General features: G+C 71.2%; 14 protein-coding genes. 9 read left to right on the top strand and 5 right to left on the bottom strand.

What is annotated here, in order from left to right; translation table 11 throughout:
* The first annotated feature begins 51 nt into the window (after positions 1-51).
* The 4 genes from ACFQRD_RS00400 (at position 52) to ACFQRD_RS00385 (ending at position 3939) form a co-directional block, all read left to right on the top strand.
* Positions 52-1197, top strand: coding sequence for a glycosyltransferase family 4 protein (locus ACFQRD_RS00400; RefSeq protein ID WP_377019175.1), 1146 nt, complete (start codon positions 52-54; stop codon positions 1195-1197).
* A 186-nt stretch (positions 1198-1383) separates the two neighbouring features.
* Complete coding sequence (locus ACFQRD_RS00395) at positions 1384-2133, top strand: gamma-glutamyl-gamma-aminobutyrate hydrolase family protein (protein ID WP_377019176.1); 750 nt, start codon at positions 1384-1386, stop codon at positions 2131-2133.
* A gap of 68 nt (positions 2134-2201) precedes the next feature.
* On the top strand, positions 2202-2441 hold the full coding sequence (locus tag ACFQRD_RS00390) for a hypothetical protein (protein WP_377019177.1): 240 nt from the start codon (positions 2202-2204) through the stop codon (positions 2439-2441).
* A 205-nt stretch (positions 2442-2646) separates the two neighbouring features.
* Positions 2647-3939: an MFS transporter gene (locus tag ACFQRD_RS00385; RefSeq protein WP_377019178.1), complete on the top strand. Its 1293-nt coding sequence runs from the start codon at positions 2647-2649 to the stop codon at positions 3937-3939.
* A 50-nt stretch (positions 3940-3989) separates the two neighbouring features.
* On the opposite strand, the gene ACFQRD_RS00380 is transcribed toward ACFQRD_RS00385, so the two are convergent.
* On the bottom strand, positions 3990-4625 hold the full coding sequence (locus ACFQRD_RS00380; RefSeq protein WP_377019179.1) for an L-threonylcarbamoyladenylate synthase: 636 nt from the start codon (positions 4623-4625) through the stop codon (positions 3990-3992).
* A 64-nt stretch (positions 4626-4689) separates the two neighbouring features.
* Positions 4690-5055 (bottom strand): DUF952 domain-containing protein, encoded by a 366-nt coding sequence (locus ACFQRD_RS00375; RefSeq protein ID WP_377019180.1) that lies wholly within the window; start codon positions 5053-5055, stop codon positions 4690-4692.
* 24 nt (positions 5056-5079) lie between these two features.
* On the opposite strand from ACFQRD_RS00375, the gene ACFQRD_RS00370 reads away from it, so the two are divergent.
* The 4 genes from ACFQRD_RS00370 to ACFQRD_RS00355 are packed head-to-tail and all read left to right on the top strand — an operon-like array spanning position 5080 to position 7860.
* Positions 5080-5490 (top strand): GNAT family N-acetyltransferase, encoded by a 411-nt coding sequence (locus tag ACFQRD_RS00370; RefSeq protein WP_377019182.1) that lies wholly within the window; start codon positions 5080-5082, stop codon positions 5488-5490.
* Positions 5487-6002, top strand: coding sequence for a low molecular weight protein-tyrosine-phosphatase (locus ACFQRD_RS00365; RefSeq protein ID WP_377019184.1), 516 nt, complete (start codon positions 5487-5489; stop codon positions 6000-6002). The genes ACFQRD_RS00370 and ACFQRD_RS00365 overlap by 4 nt, the downstream gene beginning before the upstream one ends.
* On the top strand, positions 5999-7459 hold the full coding sequence (locus ACFQRD_RS00360; RefSeq protein WP_377019186.1) for an amidase: 1461 nt from the start codon (positions 5999-6001) through the stop codon (positions 7457-7459). The genes ACFQRD_RS00365 and ACFQRD_RS00360 overlap by 4 nt, the downstream gene beginning before the upstream one ends.
* Positions 7456-7860, top strand: coding sequence for an RNA-binding S4 domain-containing protein (locus ACFQRD_RS00355; RefSeq protein WP_377019188.1), 405 nt, complete (start codon positions 7456-7458; stop codon positions 7858-7860). The genes ACFQRD_RS00360 and ACFQRD_RS00355 overlap by 4 nt, the downstream gene beginning before the upstream one ends.
* A 37-nt stretch (positions 7861-7897) precedes the next feature.
* On the opposite strand, the gene ACFQRD_RS00350 is transcribed toward ACFQRD_RS00355, so the two are convergent.
* Positions 7898-9307 (bottom strand): PrsW family intramembrane metalloprotease, encoded by a 1410-nt coding sequence (locus ACFQRD_RS00350; protein ID WP_377019189.1) that lies wholly within the window; start codon positions 9305-9307, stop codon positions 7898-7900.
* Between the two features lie 381 nt (positions 9308-9688).
* On the opposite strand from ACFQRD_RS00350, the gene ACFQRD_RS00345 reads away from it, so the two are divergent.
* Positions 9689-12346 carry an ATP-dependent Clp protease ATP-binding subunit gene (locus ACFQRD_RS00345; protein WP_377019190.1) on the top strand — a complete coding sequence of 886 codons (2658 nt, stop codon included), beginning with the start codon at positions 9689-9691 and terminating at the stop codon, positions 12344-12346.
* A gap of 83 nt (positions 12347-12429) precedes the next feature.
* On the opposite strand, the gene ACFQRD_RS00340 is transcribed toward ACFQRD_RS00345, so the two are convergent.
* Positions 12430-13683: a hypothetical protein gene (locus ACFQRD_RS00340; RefSeq protein ID WP_377019191.1), complete on the bottom strand. Its 1254-nt coding sequence runs from the start codon at positions 13681-13683 to the stop codon at positions 12430-12432.
* 118 nt (positions 13684-13801) lie between these two features.
* On the bottom strand, positions 13802-16753 hold the full coding sequence (gene leuS / locus ACFQRD_RS00335; protein ID WP_377803247.1) for a leucine--tRNA ligase: 2952 nt from the start codon (positions 16751-16753) through the stop codon (positions 13802-13804).
* Positions 16754-16891: the final 138 nt, after the last annotated feature.

Below are 16891 nucleotides of genomic sequence, written 5' to 3'. Positions count from 1 at the left end.
CGTCACGCGGGCGTGAGCCCGAATCCGGCGGCGAAGAGGATCATCTCCGGTGTGAGGATCCTCTTCGTCGCCGAGTCCTTCCTGCCGCACATGAACGGGGTCACCAATTCGGTGCTCCGCGTCGTCGACCACTTCGCCGCCGCCGGTGATGATCTCTCCATCATCGCCCCGCAGTGGCCCCGTGCCGACAAGTTCCTGCGCACCGCCTGCGGGCGCAAGATCCGGGTGCGACGCATCGCGTCGGCCCCGCTGCCGGGGTACGCCGACGTGCGCGTGGCCACCACCAGCGCCGCCACGATCCGACGCCGCATCGATGATTTCCAGCCCGACGTCATCCACCTCGCCTCGCCGACGATCCTGGGCGGCCGCGCCGTGATCGCGGCCCACAAGGCAGGGGTGCCGACCGTCGCGGTCTACCAGACCGACATCCCCGGCTACACGGCCCGCTACGGGATGCCGTTCCTCGAGAACGCGACCTGGCAGCTGCTCAAGGACGTGCACAACCGCGCCACGCTGAACCTCGCGCCCTCGACGGCGACCCGCGATCAGCTCGTCGAGCACGGCATCAAGCGCGTCCAGCTGTGGGGGCGGGGCGTGGACACCTCGCTGTTCTCGCCCTCGCTGCGCAGCGAGAAGCTGCGCGCGAAGTACGCGGATCTGGGCGAGAAGCTCGTGGTCTACGTCGGCCGGCTCGCCCCGGAGAAGCAGGTCGGTGACTTCAAGGTCATCCATGACATGCCCGGGGTGCGACTGCTGATCGTGGGCGACGGCCCGGACAAGGACGCGCTGCGCCGTGCCATGCCGCGCGCGCGCTTCGCCGGCTTCCGCTCCGGCACGGACCTCGCCACCCACCTGGCCAGCGCCGATCTGTTCATCCACCCCGGCGAGCTCGAGACCTTCGGGCAGACCATCCAGGAGGCCATGGCCTCGGGCCTGCCCGTGATCGCCCCGCGGCGCGGCGGCCCGGTCGATCTGGTCGCTCCCAGCCGCACCGGCTGGCTGTACACGCCGGGCATGCACGACGAGATGCGTCAGCATGCCGGCGACCTGCTGTTCGACGACACGAAACGGCTCGCCTTCGGGCAGGCGGCGCTGGAGGCGGTGCACAAGCGCACCTGGCCGGTGCTGTCCGAGCAGCTGCGCGGCTTCTACCGCACTGCGATCGAGCAGCACGAGAGAGTGCACTCCTCTCACTGAGTCGTCCCACTGAGGTCGTCCCCCTGAGTGAACGCCCCGGGACAGCCGTGTCATCGCCCCGGGCGACTGCCTGCTCGATCCCGGTGCGTCATATTCCGCCACACAGCTCGCCCCGCACGTCGCGCGGGGAGTGAACTGTGGACGTCGCCGATACGGGCGGCTCGGATCTCCGCGGAAGGACAACTCATGGCGCAGCGCACCTCCACCCGTCGCCCGCTCATCGGCGTGACCGCAGGGACCCGCGCCATGATGACCGGCGCCTGGGCGGGCCATGACGCCGTGGTGATCACCGAGCACTACGTGCGCGCCCTCCGCGAGGCCGGAGCCCGCCCCGTCATCATCGCCCCGCAGGACCAGTGGAGCGACGAGGAGGTCGGCGAGCTCGACGGTCTCGTCCTCACCGGCGGCACCGACCTCGATCCCGCCGCCTGGGGCGAGGACGCACTGCCCACGGACATGACCCCGGACCCGGAGCGCGACGCCTTCGAGACGGCTCTGTACCGCGCCGCCCGCCGGGCCGACGTCCCCGTGCTCGGCATCTGCCGCGGACTGCAGATCATCGTCGTCGCCGAGGGCGGCACCCTGCACCGTCACCTGCCCGAGGACGTCCCGGCGCACCCGGCGACGGGCGTGAGCCCCACCCGCGTCGAGGTCGCCCTCGAGGCGGCCAGCGACCTCGCCCTCGCGCTGGGCACCCGTGCCGGTGTCACCGCGTACCACCATCAGGGCGTTCGGGACGTCCGCGGTGACCTCCGGGTCGTCGCTCGCCATGCCAGCGCTCTGCCGATGGCCGTCGAGGCCGCCTCCGGGTCGACCGTGCTCGCGGTGCAGTGGCATCCCGAGATCGACGGGGCCGACGGCAGCGCCGTGTTCGAGAGCCTGCTCACCGCCATCGAGCACCGGGAGGCGGCAGCACCGCAGCGCTCGCTGGTCTAGGATGGACCCTGACCGTGCGGGCCTTCGGGCCGCCGGAGGACCCAGGCGAAAGCGGAGGAAGAGGCACCATGAGCAACCAACGGGTCGCGATCGGCACCGACCCCGCCGATCAGCAGGAGGGGAAGGTCGCCTCGAGCGGCAACAGCCTCGTCCTCAGCGTGGTCCTGTTCCTGGTCCTGTTCGGCCTCTTCGCCGCCGGTCTCTACGTCATGAGCCTGTTCACGATGTGGACGTTCCTCGGCGGGCTCGGAATGTGCCTGGTCGCGCTGTTCGCCTCCCTCGAACTGGTTCCCCGCTTCCTGACCTGAGCGGGCTCCTGCGCTCGCCGCAGCAACCGGCCAGTCCCCACGTTCCTCGTGCCCGGCGCCTCACGGCGGCCGGGCACGACTGCATCCGCGAGGGCGTGCAGCTGCATCCGCGACGAAGCCCAGGCCACCGGGAGTGTCCGCCGGCCGCGTCCGCAGAGAGCACTCGCATGGATTTCGCGCGTCGGTTCCCGGACAATGAGTCCTCGTGAACGTTCCCTCCCCGGCCCGTACCGCGGCCGCCGACGCCCCGCCGGACGCCGTGCGGCGTGCCCGATGGGCCGTCTCCCTGCTCTTCTTCCTCAACGGCGCGTCCTTCTGCGCGATCCTGCCGCGCTACCCCGAGCTGGTCGAGAGCATCGGCCTGTCCCACACCGCCTTCGGGCTCGCCGTCGGCATCGGGCCCGTCGGCGGCCTGATCGCGGGGCTGACGGTGGCCGGCCTGATGTCCCGCTACGGCTCCGCGCGGGTCAGCGTCGTCGCCCAGGTCATCGCCTCGACCACCCATCTGGCGGTATACGTGTCCGGCTCGTGGCTCTGGCTGGCGGCGTCGCTGGGCCTGGCGATGGCGGCCGACGCCGTCACCGACATCTCCATGAACGCCCACGGCATGCGCGTCGAGCGCCGCTACCGCCGCTCGATCATGAACAGCTACCACGGCTGGTGGTCCCTGGGTGCCGTCACGGGAGGACTCCTCGGTGCGGGCAGCGCCCAGATCGGTCTCGCGCTGTGGCTCCAGGGAGTGCTCGGGCTCGTCGTGTTCGGGGCCCTGGGCGCCGCGTCGCTGCGCTTCATGCTGCCCGGGCACGACGCCACCGAGCGCACCCCGAGCGGGGGTCCGGCGGCCGGGCCGTCGGCCGGCTCCGCCGCGGAGGTGCCCGCCGAACCGGTCCCGGCCGGCTTCCGCCTGGCGGGGATGAGCCTGCGCGCACTGGGTCTGGTCGCGGCGCTGGGCATGATCCTGGTCTTCGCGGGGTCGACCGAGGACGCCGGCAACACGTGGGGCGCGCTGTTCATGACCTCCACCTTCGAGGCGACCCCGTTCGTGGCCGGACTGGCCTTCGTCGCCCTGCAGGGAGCCCAGACCGTGGGCCGCTTCACCGGCGACTTCGTCGTCGACCGGCTGGGGGACCGGCTCGCCGCCCGGCTGGGTGCCCTGGTCTCGATCTGCGGCATGAGCGTCGCTCTGCTGATGCCCACCCCGGCCACCGCGGTGGTCGGTTTCGCCGCCGCCGGGTGGGGCGTCGCCACCTTGTTCCCCGCCGCCTACCGGGCCGCCGACGACATGCCGGGCGTGCCCCACGGGGTGGGCATCACCGTGGTGGGGTGGTTCGCGCGGTTGGGCTTCTTCGTCACGCCGCCGCTGGTCGGGGCGCTCGCCGACGCCCTCACCCTGCGCTACGCCCTGTGGATGATGCCGGTGTACGCGCTGGGCATCCTGCTCTTCTCGGGGGTCCTCAGCAACCGCCCGTCGGCCGATGCGACCGCCGGTCGTGGCTGATACCGGTCCTGGCACCCGAGGGCACCCGCGGGTGCATCCACCGGCCCAGGTCAGAAGCGGCTGATGTCCCCGGCGCCCTCCCGAGCGATCTCGACGTCGCCGCCGGAGAGGTCGACGACCGTGGTGGGCTCGGTGCCCACCTCCCCGGAATCGATGATCACGTCGAGCTGATCGCCCAGCAGGTCCTGCACGACCCAGCCCTCCGAGGGGGATTGCTCGTGACCGGGCAGCAGCAGCGTCGAGGAGACGATCGGCTCGCCGAGCGCACGGACCAGCGCATGGGCGACGCGGTGATCGGGGATGCGCACCCCCACGGTGAGCTTCTTGGGGTGCGCCATCCGCCGCGGCACCTCCTTGGTGGCCGGCAGGATGAACGTGTACGGGCCCGGGGTCGCGTTCTTGACCAGCCGGAACGTCGGGTTCGAGACGATGACGAACTGGCCCAGCTGGGCGAAGTCCGCGCACACCAGCGTGAAGTGGTGATTCTTGCCGACCTGGCGGATGCGGCGGATCCGCTCGAGCCCCTCGTGCGCTCCCAGCGAGCAGCCCAGGGCGTAGGAGGAATCCGTCGGATAGGCGATCAGCCCACCGGCCTTCAGCACGTTGACGGCCTGGTCGATGAGCCGTGGCTGCGGGTCGACGGGGTGGATGTCGAGATAGCGGGCAGAGCGTGATGATCTGGCCATGCTCGATGCTACGACGGCGGCGCCGCAGGCCGCTATGGGGCTGCGGAGGTGTGCCTCGCGCAGCTCAGGCGACGACGACGAACTCCCGGCCGATCCACTTCGTGCGACGCAGACGGAGCACGGCCCCGACCGGCAGCGGCCCCTTGATGTGCGGATAGCCGCGGCCGCCCCCGTCGTCGTCGGCCTCGATGTCCACCGCGACGCCGGCCGCCTCCACGCGCGCCACGTCGATCTCGAGGATCACGAGATCCGAGGGGCGATCGGGGTAGACGCGCTTGGCGACCATGGAGACCTGCTCGGGCCAGGACGCGTGGATATAGCCGACCTCGGAGAGGTCGCGGCCCCGGGTGGCTTGGGTGTACGAGCCCTGCCGGGCTGCCGCCTCCCAGGCGGGCAGCTCGGTGATGTGCCAGATCAGGGGCGCGGGCATGCCCGGCAGTGTACCGTGACCGGCATGGATGAGACCTCCGCCGGACCGGGCGCGGTGCGCCTGGTCCATGACGACGACAGAGACCGCTACGAAGCGCTGGACGGTTCCGAGCTGCTCGCCGTCCTGTACTACGGCGATGAGCCCGCCGCCGACGCGAGCGAGAGCGCCGGGACGGCCGAGGGCCAGAGCGCGGGGGCCGCCGCCGGCCCCGGGCCGGCCACGGTGCGCGATCTGCGCTCGACCGTGGTCGCCCCCGAGCACAACGGCCGGGGAGTGGGCTCCGCGCTGGTCCGCTTCGCCCTCGACGACGCTCGCGAGCACAGCCTGCGGGTGCGCGCCACGTGCTGGTTCGTGCGCGGCTGGATCGAGCGGCACCCCGAGTACGCCGATCTGCTCGAGGAGCCCAGCGCCGGCAGCGGAACGGAGGGTCGATGAGCTACCGCATCCTCACCGTGTGCACCGGCAACATCTGCCGCTCCCCGATGGCCGAGTACGCGCTCCGCGAGGCGCTCGAGCAGGCCGGTCTCGATGACCACGTCGAGGTCGCCTCCGTCGGCACCTCCGGCTGGGAGGTCGGCAACCCCGTCGACGCACGGGCCGGAGCGCTGCTCCAGCGCCACGGCCTGGACGCCTCCGCCCACCGGGCCCGGCAGATGACCGCGGCGCTGCTGCGGGAGGCGGACCTCGTGCTCGCCCTGGACCACGACCACGTCGAACCGATCCGTCGCGCCATGGGCGACCGGGCCCGCGGCCGCCTCTACATGCTGCGCGACTTCGCGTCGGAGCCCGTGCAGGACACCGGCATCCGCGACCCCTGGTACGGGGACGAGAGCGGCTTCGAGATCGCATGGGAGCAGATCATGGACGCCGCTGACGGGATCATCGATCACGTCCGCTCCGAGCTTGCCTCGCAGGACGCCTCCCGCTCCAGCGACAGCCGTCGATGACCGCAGCGAACGGGGAGGAGGTGCTCGGAGCGCTCGAGACGGCCGCCGCGATCCGGGCGGGCGAGATCGACATGCGCGAGCACACCGAGCGCGCCCTCGACGCCGCTCGTGGCACGGGAGCCCGGGTGGGTGCGTTCGCCCACGTCCTCGAGGACCTCTCGCGCCGGCAGGCCCGGGCCGCCGCCGAGCGCCTCGCGGACGCGCGACGCACCGGAGATCTCGCGGGACTCGCACGTGACCTCCCGCTGCTCGGAGTCCCGATGCCCATCAAGGACCTCACCCAGATCGCCGGAGAGCCCTTCGAAGCAGGCAGCACCGCGCTGCGCGGCACCATCGCCCCGGTCACCGACGGCGTCGCGCAGCGAGTCATGGACGCCGGTACCGTGACGATCGGCAAGACCACCACTCCCGAGTTCGGGATGCCTGCCTACACCGAGCCCGCCACCGGAGCGCCGGCGCGCACCCCGTGGGATCTGCGCCGCACCGCCGGCGGCTCCAGCGGCGGGGCCGCCGCCGCGGTGGCCGCGGGAGTGGTGCCGCTGGCGCACGGCTCGGACGGAGGCGGGTCCGTCCGGATCCCTGCGGCCTGCTGCGGCATCGTGGGCATCAAGCCCTCGCGCGGGCTCGTCTCGCCCGGTCCGTACGGCGCCGAGGGCGTGGGCCTGGTCACCGACGGCGTGCTGGCCCGCACCGTGCGGGACCTCGCGGCGGGCCTGGACACGATCGCCGGCGACCGCCCCGGGGACTCCACCCCGCTGGCCCGCCGCGAGCGCCCCTACCTCGACGCGGTCGGCGAGCAGGCGGGCCCGCTGCGCATCGCGGTCCTCACCGAGCCCCTCGCCGCCGAGACCGACGTGCACCCGGCCGCCCTGCGCGGCCTCGAACGCGCCACCGAGCTGCTGCGCGGGCTCGGCCACGAGACGACGAGCATCCCGGCGCCGTTCACGGCCACCGAATGGGCTGCCTTCATGCCGCTGTGGACCGTCGGCGCCGCCGCCATCGAGCTCGACGCGGTGCAGGAGGGCAAGCTGCTGGAGCTGACCCGGTGGCTGCGGGAGCGGGGCCGCACCTACAGCGGCATCGACGTGGTCAGAGCCATCAGCGCCATGCAGACTCTCGCCCGGCGCACCGGGGAGGCCTTCGCGCCCTACGACGTCGTCCTCACACCGACCCTGGCGGGACCGCCCGCCTTCCCGGACGAGCTGCAGCTGCCCGATGGCGCCGCGGATTTCCAGGCGCAGTGCGAGTTCACGCCGTGGACGAGCACCTGGAACATGCTCGGCCGCGCCGCGATGTCGGTGCCGCTGCACCGGGAGCACGTCGACGGGGTGGAGCTGCCCTTCGGCGTCCACCTCGGGGCGACCCGGCCCGGGGATGACGCCCTGCTCCTCTCGCTGGCCGCGCAGCTGGAGGCGCACGATCCGTGGCCCCTGGTGCGGGAACCGGTCAGCCCGTGAGCACGCCCGGAACCGGCACCGGTCCGCAGTCGGTGCGGCTGGACGTATGGCTGTGGAGCGCTCGGCTGATGCCGACCCGCTCGGCCGCCACCACCGCGTGCCGGGCAGGGCACGTGCGCCGCAACGGGGAGCCGGCGAAGGCCTCGCAGCGCATCACCGTGGGGGACGAGCTGCGTGTCCGCTCACCCGGGCGCGAACGCATCGTGGTCGTCACGACGATCCTCACCAAGCGCGTCGGCGCCCCGGTCGCGCGGGAGGCCTATGAGGACCACAGCCCCGAGCCACCGCCGCAGCTGGCCGCCGCGCCGCCGCGACGCGAGCGCGGGACCGGCCGTCCGACCAAGCGTGAGCGTCGCCAGTTCGAGCGCCTGCGCGGCCGCGACGAGGACTCGCGCCGCTGAGCACAGCAGCCGCGGTCGAGTCGGGGACCCCGGTCGGCTAGGAGCCGGTGTGACCGGCCCTCGCGAGCAGGGCCTGGCGATTGGTGGTGAGCCTGCGCAGCAGGTCGGACTCGAGGGCGACCACCTTCGGGTTCGCGCCGTCGGCCAGCAGACGCTGGCGCACCGAAGCCAGGTCCGCGCTCTCCCGGATGAACTTCTTCATCAGCGGCTTCGCGCCCAACTGGTTCGCCCACCGCTTGCCCTCGCGGCGGCCTTTCCACGTGCCTAGCATGTCCACCTCCTCATGCGTGAGCCATCCGTGATTGGCGTAGTCCCCCAGGCGCACCCGCGTCAATCGTGATTCGTCCCAGACGAGAATCGCGATGAGGATCAGCCATGCCAGGGAGATGAGAGCCTCCAGGGCGTACATCACCAGCAGGGCGATGATGCCGGAGAAGAGGGTGGCCCCGAGGTTCCACAGAGCGTGCAGGAGCATGCCGGGGATGAGGGCGGGGATGAACGCCAGCAGGCCCATCACCGTCCCCCACTTCCTCACCACGAAGCCCACGGTGATGCCGGTGAGCGAGGTGTAGATGGCATGCCCGAAGATGTTCAGCACGCCGCGCATGACCACATTGATCAGCAGGCCCACCTCGCCCGCGCCTTCGAGAGCCCGGGTGTAGTAGAGGATGTTCTCGGTGAAGGCGAAGCCGCCGCCGATGAGCGTGCCGTAGATGAGCCCGTCCAGGGGGCCGTTGAAGTACCGCCGGCCCAGGAGCATCAGCAGCAGGAGGCCGAGCCCCTTGGTGGTCTCCTCCACCAGAGGGGCGCTGATGACTGGGCCCACGAAGTTCGCGGCGGCCTCGCTGCCGGTGACCCAGAAGGTCAGCATCGAGTTGGCGGTGTTGAGCAGATAGCTGAGGCCGGCCCCGACCGCCGCGCCCCAGAGCACGGCGACGATCAGCAGAGGGATCGGCTGCGGATCCCAGCGGTCGGCCAGGATCATGATCCCGATGATCACGATCAGCGAGATCAGCGCGAGGAACGCCGTCACCGGCCACCAGATCGGACTCGAACTCGAGCTGATGACGAATCCGAGGAAGAACAGACCCAGGATGACGATCAGCAGGATGCCCAGCATCGCCGCGACGATCCAGGACACGACCGTCGTCACCGGCACCTTGTTCGCGCTCTGGGAGACCTCCTGCGCACGTCGGGCCTGGGTGGTAGTCCACGCCGAGGGCGGCTGTTCCTGATCCGGCTGCCGGATCCGGGCCGGGGCGTACCGCGCGGCTGTCAGCCCGGACGCCGGTCGCACCGAGGTGTCGTAGGCGCGAGGATTGCCGTAGTCGACGTAGCGGGGCTGGGGCGGGCCCGACGGGGAGCCGCCTGCGGACCCCGCGCCGGGGCGCGGGCGCCCGTTGGGCATGTACTGGCCACTGGGCGGCTGCTGCGGCGGGTGGGACATGATGGCCTCGGTTTCGTCGGCAGAGGGACGGGAGCGCAGGGACGGTCGAGCGCCCCGGGACGTCGTCGGTGTCTGGTCCCCCACACGACAGGGCGATCGGCTGCCTGCGATGCTACAGGTGCCGATCCCCATCCTCGCCGATGACGAGACCCGAGCGGAGCCGATTGTGGACAGAACCCAACCTTGAGCGGAATAGACTCAACCTTGGCGTCGTTGCACTGGTCGCAGGACCGCCCGCGGGGCCGCTGACAGACCGCCGCGGGCCGCGCGCAGCGATCGCGGAACCACAGCGATCCTGCGGGCACGCCGCACAGAGATCGAGCAACCACACGGACCGCGCGATCACACCGACCGCACGGTCCAGGCAGGAGAGGAAGCGCCGTGGAGTTCCAGTTCACCACTCGTTCGCAGGAGGCCGTCACCGCGGCCGCGGAGAAGGCAGTCGAGCTCGGCAACCCCCAGATCAGCTCTCTGCACCTCTTGTGGGCGCTGGCACTCCAGAGCGATGGCATCGGCGCGGCGGCCCTCACGGAAGCCGGCGCGGATCCCCGCGACGTGGCTCGGCGTGCCGAGGAGGCCATCGGTGCACTGCCACGGGTCAGCGGCAGCGGCGCGCATCCGACCTTCGTCGGCGACGGCTTCGACGCCCTGGAGGCGGCGCGGCACGAGGCCGATGCCCAGCAGCGGACCTATCTGTCCACCGAGCACCTGATGATCGGCATCGCGCTCGGCTCGGACGAGGCCGCTCGCCTGCTGGCCGCCGCCGGCGCGACGCCGGCGGCCCTTCGCGATGCCGTGACCCGACTCTCACCAGGAGATGAGCGCATGACACAGATGGACACCCAGAACCCCGAGGGCACCTTCCAGAGTCTCGAGAAGTTCGGCATCGACCTCACCGAGCAGGCCCGCGAGGGCCGGCTGGACCCGGTGATCGGCCGTGACGCCGAGATCCGCCGCGTGGTCCAGGTGCTCTCGCGGCGCACCAAGAACAACCCCGTGCTGATCGGCGAACCGGGCGTCGGCAAGACGGCCGTGGTCGAGGGACTCGCTCAGCGCATCGTCGCCGGTGACGTCCCGGATTCGCTGCGGGACAAGAAGCTCGTCGCCCTGGACCTGTCCTCGATGGTCGCCGGGTCGAAGTACCGCGGCGAGTTCGAGGAGCGCATGAAGGCCGTGCTCGATGAGATCCGCACCAGCAACGGCCAGATCATCACCTTCATCGACGAGCTGCACACCGTGGTGGGTGCGGGCGGCACGGGCGACGGCTCGATGGACGCCGGCAACATGCTCAAGCCCATGCTGGCCCGCGGTGAACTGCGCATGGTCGGCGCCACCACCCTGGACGAGTATCGCGAGAACATCGAGAAGGACCCGGCCCTCGAGCGGCGCTTCCAGCAGGTCATCGTCGGCGAGCCCAGCGTCGAGGACACCATCACCATCCTGCGCGGGCTCAAGGACAAGTACGAGGCCCACCACAAGGTCTCGATCACCGATGCGGCCCTGGTGGCCGCGGCGACGCTCTCGGACCGCTACATCTCGGGCCGGCAGCTGCCGGACAAGGCGATCGATCTGGTCGACGAAGCCGCGTCCCGCCAGCGCATGGAACTGGACTCCTCGCCGGAGGAGCTGGACATCCTGCGCCGGCAGGTGGACCGGTTGAAGATGGAGGAGCTCGCACTGGATGGCAGCGATGATCCCGGCAGCATCGCCCAGCTCGAGTCGGTCCGCGCGCAGCTGGCCGACCGCACCGAGCAGATGACGGCGCTGTCGGCGCGCTGGGACCGGGAGAAGGCCGGGCTGAACCTGGTCGGTGACCTCAAGGCGCGACTGGAGCAGCTGCGGATGCAGGCCGATCGTGCCCAGCGCGAGGGCGACCTGACCGCCGCCTCCAAGATCCTCTACGGCGACATCCCGGAGGTGAAGTCGCAGCTGGTCGAGGCTGAGGAGAAGGAGGCCGAAGGCGTCGGTGAGGACGATCGCCCCCTGGTCGCCGACCACGTCGGTCCCGATGACATCGCCGATGTCGTGGGCAGCTGGACCGGGATCCCCGCGGGGCGCCTGCTGGAGGCGGAGAGCCAGAAGCTGCTGGAGATGGAGGAGCTGATCGGTCAGCGCCTGATCGGCCAGCACCGCGCCGTCGCCGAGGTCTCCGACGCCGTGCGCCGGGCCCGTGCCGGGATCGCTGATCCGAACCGTCCCACCGGCTCGTTCCTGTTCCTGGGGCCGACGGGCGTGGGCAAGACCGAGCTGGCCAAGTCCCTGGCCGACTTCCTCTTCGACGACGAGCGGGCGATGATCCGCCTGGACATGTCGGAGTACGGGGAGAAGCACACGGTCTCGCGCCTGGTCGGTGCCCCTCCCGGGTACGTCGGCTACGACGAGGGCGGTCAGCTCACCGAGGCCGTGCGGCGCCGCCCCTACTCGGTGGTGCTGCTCGATGAGATCGAGAAGGCGCACTCCGATGTGTTCGACATCCTGCTGCAGGTGCTCGATGACGGTCGTCTGACCGACGGGCAGGGCAGGACCGTGGACTTCCGCTCCACGATCCTGATCCTCACCTCGAACCTGGGCGCCCACTTCCTGCAGGATCCCGTGCTGAGCGAGCGCGAGAAGCACGAACAGGTGATGCAGGTGGTCAGGGGATCGTTCAAGCCCGAGTTCCTCAACCGCCTCGACGACGTCGTGATCTTCGATGCGCTCTCCCGCGAGCAGCTCTCGCGGATCGTGGACCTCCAGGTCCGGGAGGTCGCGGCACGGCTCGAGGATCGCCGGATCGGCCTGGAGGTGGACGAACCGGCCACGCAGTGGCTGGCCGAGACGGGCTTCGACCCAATGTACGGGGCGCGCCCGCTGAAGCGGCTGGTCCAGAAGGAGATCGGTGACGCCCTGGCGCGTCTCATCCTCAGGGGCGAGGTCCGCGACGGCGACCACGTCGGCGTCGGCGTCAGCGAGGAGGGGCACTCCCTGGAGCTGACCGTCATCGCCCCGGACGAGGCCGACGGCAGCGAGCGGGACGAGGCCGCGGCCGCGGTGAGCTGATCGCTGGAGCGGGGCGCATTCCGAGGTGCCGGGATGCGCCCCTCGCGCGCGGCCGGCCGGTCGAGAGACGCGCGGCTCACGCCTCAGCCCGCCGGCTGGGGCTGCGGATCCCACGGCAGGGGCGCTACCGCGCGGCGGAGGTCGTACCAGGTCTCGGCATCGGTGGCCTCGTCCCATGCCTGCGAAGCGGGCTCCAGGGTCTCCCGCCCGGCGTCCTGGCCCTCCCGAATTCGCGAGGCCGCCTCCGGGCTGACCGGCTCGATGATGTCCGCAGCGTGACCGATGCTGCTGTCCACCGCATCGGTCAGCGCCGGCACCGGGGTGGCCGTGACGATGCCGGCCACGCCCGCGAAGTGGCGATACATACCGCGCTCGCCGGCTCGGGCCGCGGCGGCGGGATCACCGTCGCCGATGGCGTCGACGACTTCGCGAGTGGTCTGGTCCGCATTCGCCACGAGGTGCTCCACGCCGCCGGTCACCTGGCCCATCACGGAGTTCTCGCCCACGGCGACGCCTGAGATCTCGTGCGGGATCCGGGCGAGGGAGACAGCCGGAGTGAAGGCACCGAGCCCGTTGTCCTCGAGCGTGCTCTCGGCGAGATCGAGCCCGTCCCCGACGGTGCTGTGGAGGTCCATGAGAGCCTGGGCCCCGGCGCTCCACTTGGTCATCTTGAAGGCTCCGCGGCGCACCTCCTCGGCCCGCTCGAGCCGTTCCGGAGCCAGGTCGAACTCCTCACCCTCGGGCAAGGAGTCGCGGCTCGGGCGGAGCTGTTCCGGCTCCCGAGCCATGGGCCCTCCGATCGGGGACCAGCTGCCCGGACCTCCGGTGACGACGGGCGGGAGGGGCGCGCCGAGCACCGGAACGAGCTCGAACGGGTCCTCCGCCTGGAACGGACCGCCGATGGTCGGCCCGAGGCCCTCGTACCACGGTGGTGGCGACAGACGCGGGAACAGCTCGGGGAAGGGCAGTCCGCGACCGCTGCCCCCGTTGCCACCGCTGCCCCCGCTGCCTCCTCCGGGGCCGGCGGGCATCTCCGCGCGCGCCCAGCGCAGCGGGTCGCTGCGATCGGACCGGGCCTCCGACGCGCTCACCTGCTGCGCCGACTCCTCCCGCAGCATCTCGGCCCGGTCGCGGATCGCTGCGCAGACGTCGCCGGCAGTGACTGCGACCGCATCGACCTGGCCCCGATGGGAGTCGGCGTCCGGCCCGGCCCACGCGACCGTGACGGAGGTCGTGCGCAGGAGTTCGATGAGCTCGATGATTCTCTTGGCGCTCTCGACGAGCTTCTCGGCCAGCTCGTCCAAGGTCTCGGGGTCGCATCCGCAGAAGATGTTCATGGACCGACCGTAGGCAGCCGAACGACTCGTCGACCGCCGCGCGGTCTCCATTGTGGACGCAGCCGCGTTGGGGAGGAACGATCCCGGCCGAGTGATCAGCCCGGCCGGGACGACCTTCTCAGACCACGATGTTCACGATCTTCGGCGCCCGCACGATGACCTTGCGGATCGGCCGGCCGGCGATGACCTCCTGGACCCGGTCCTCGGCCATGACCAGCGCCTCGAGGTCGGACTCGGAGATCTCCGGGTCCACCTCGAGCTTGTGGCGCACCTTGCCGCCGACCTGGACCACGCACGTGATCGCGTCGGCCTTGACCAGCTCCGGGTCTGCCACCGGGTACGGTGCCCGCGAGATGGTGCCCTCGTGGCCGAGGCGAGCCCACAGCTCCTCGGCCAGGTGGGGGGCCAAGGGGGCGACCATCAGCACCAGCGGTTCGACGGCCTCTCGGGGTGTGGCCCCCGTCCCGGTCAGGCCCTTCGTGAGGTGGTTGACCAGCTCGATCAGCTTCGCGACCGCGGTATTGAAGTGCATCTGGGCCATGTCGCGACTGACCCCGTCGATGGTGCGGTGGACGGCCTTGCGGGTGGGCAGGTCGGCCGGCTCCACGGAGACGGTCAGTGCTCCGGTCTCCTCGTCGACCATGAGCCGCCACAGGCGCTGCAGGAATCGGTGCGAGCCGACCACCGCGCGCGTCTCCCACGGCCGAGAGAGGTCCAGCGGGCCCATCGACATCTCGTACACCCGCAGCGTGTCGGCGCCGTAGTCGCGATACATGTCGTCCGGCGCCACCGCGTTCTTCAGCGACTTGCCCATCTTCCCGTACTCCTGGGTGACGGGCTCGCCCTGATAGGTGAAGGTGCCGTCCTCCTCGGCGACGACCTCCTCGGCCGGGACGTACACGCCTCGGGAATCGGTGTAGGCGTAGGCCTGGATGTAGCCCTGGTTGAACAGCCGGTGGTAGGGCTCCTGGCTGGAGACGACGCCGCGGTCGAACAGCACCTTGTGCCAGAAGCGCGCGTAGAGCAGGTGGAGCACCGCGTGCTCCTGCCCGCCGACGTAGAGGTCCACGCCGCCGACCTCGCCCTCCGCGCGGGGGCCCAGCCAGTACTCCTCGTTCTCGCGGCGCACCAGGGACTCGTCCTCGGTGGGGTCGATGTAGCGCAGGTGATACCAGGACGAGCCGGCCCACTGCGGCATCGTGTTGGTCTCGCGCAGGTAGCGCTTGGGGCCCTCGCCGAGGTCCAGCTCGACCTCGGCCCAGTCCCTGGCGCGGGACAGCGGGGTCTGCGGCTCGGTGTCGCCGTCGTGGGGATCGAAGGTCTTGGGGGAGAAGTCCGCGACCTCGGGCAGGTCCACGGGCAGCATGGAATCCGGCAGCGGGATCGGCACGTCCGGATGGTCCGGGTCGTAGACCACCGGGAACGGCTCGCCCCAGTAGCGCTGGCGCGAGAACAGCCAGTCCCGCAGACGGTAGGTGGTACGCGCGGTGCCGAAGCCCTTCTCGGCGGCGAACGCGGTGGCGCGTTCGGCGGCCTCGGCGGGGGAGAGGCCGTTGAGGTCCAGCTCCGCACTGGCGGAGTTGATCTTCTCGCCGTCCCCGGTCCAGGCCCCGCCCTCGAAATCGGCGGGCGGCCGCACGGTACGGATGACGGGCAGCTCGAACGTGGCCGCGAAATCGAAGTCGCGCTCGTCCTCGGCGGGAACGGCCATGATGGCACCGGTCCCGTATCCGGTCAGCACGTAGTCGGCAGTGAACACCGGCAGTTCGCGCCCGTCCAGCGGGTTGGTGGCGGTCAGGCCCGTGAACACGCCCGTCTTCTCGCGGTTCTCGGCGGTGCGCTCCTCCTCGCCGAGGGCAGCGGCTCGTGCGCGGTACGACTCGACGGCCTCGCGCGGCGTCGCGGCCTCGCCCTTCCAGGCCTCGGGGATGCCCTCGGGCCACTGCGCCGGGAGGGCCGAGGAATCCTCCAGCAGCGAATGCTCGGGGGAGAGGACGCAGAAGGTGGCGCCGAAGAGGGTGTCGGCCCGCGTGGTGAAGACGTCGAACGTCGGGTCCTCGTGGCCTGTCAGCCCTGCCACCGGGAACGTGATCTGCGCGCCCTGGCTGCGACCGATCCAGTTGCGCTGCATGGTACGGATCGACTCGGGCCAGTCGACCCGCTCCAGGTCGTCCAGCAGGCGGTCGGCGTAGGCGGTGATGCGCATGTTCCACTGGCGCAGGCGGCGACGGAACACCGGGAAGTTGCCCCGCTCCGAGCGGCCCTCGGCGGTGACCTCCTCATTGGCCAGCACGGTGCCCAGGCCGGGGCACCAGTTCACCGGCGTCTCGGAGATGTAGGCCAGCCGGAAGGCGTGGGCCAGCTCGTCGATCTCCGCGTCGCTCGCGGCGGTGACGTCGGCAGTGCTGCGACCGATCCAGGCGGCGGGCAGTTCGATGTCCTGACGCTCGGCGAGGGCGAACGGGTCCACGGTGCCGGCTCGCAGCTCGTCGCGCAGCTCCGCGATCGGGCGCGCCTTCCCGGTGATGCCGTCCACGTTCGGGGACTCGGGGTCGTACCAGGAGTCGAAGATGCGCAGGAAGATCCACTGCGTCCACTTCACGAACTCGGGGTCGGTGGTGGCCAGCGAGCGCCGCGGGTCGTGGGACAGCCCCAGCCGGTGCAGTTGACGACGCATGTTCGCCACGTTCGCCTCGGTGGTGGTGCGCGGGTGCGTGCCGGTCTGGACCGCGTACTGCTCGGCGGGCAGGCCGAACGCGTCATACCCCATCGTGTACAGCACGTTCTTGCCGAGCATGCGCTGATGCCGCGCGGTCACGTCGGTCGCGATGTACCCCAGCGGGTGCCCCACGTGCAGCCCCGACCCCGAGGGGTAGGGGAACATGTCCATGATGTAGAGCTTCTCCGCCGACCCCGCGGAGGCGGCCTGGTCGAGCGAGGCGGCCTCGCCGCGCAGCGCGCCGACGGGATTGTCGGCATGGAACGTGCCGTCCTCGTCCCAGCGCTGCTGCCAGCGCTCCTCGATCTCGTCCGCCACCGCGGCGGTGTAACGGTACGGGGCCTCGCTCATGGGGAACTTCCTTCGGAATCGAAGCGGCCGATGCCGCCGGGCGTCTCGTGACATGAAAAAACCCCCGCGCAGGCGAGGGTTGCCGCGTCGGTGCCCGCGCCGCGGGACCGATCCGCCGCGCGGGCGGTGGCCTGGGCA

The sequence above is a fragment of the Brachybacterium sp. GCM10030268 genome (assembly GCF_042666305.1).
Classification (GTDB): Bacteria; Actinomycetota; Actinomycetes; order Actinomycetales; family Dermabacteraceae; genus Brachybacterium.
The sequence above is the reverse complement of the archived record's forward strand: the minus strand, read 5'-3'. Positions and strand labels throughout refer to the sequence as shown.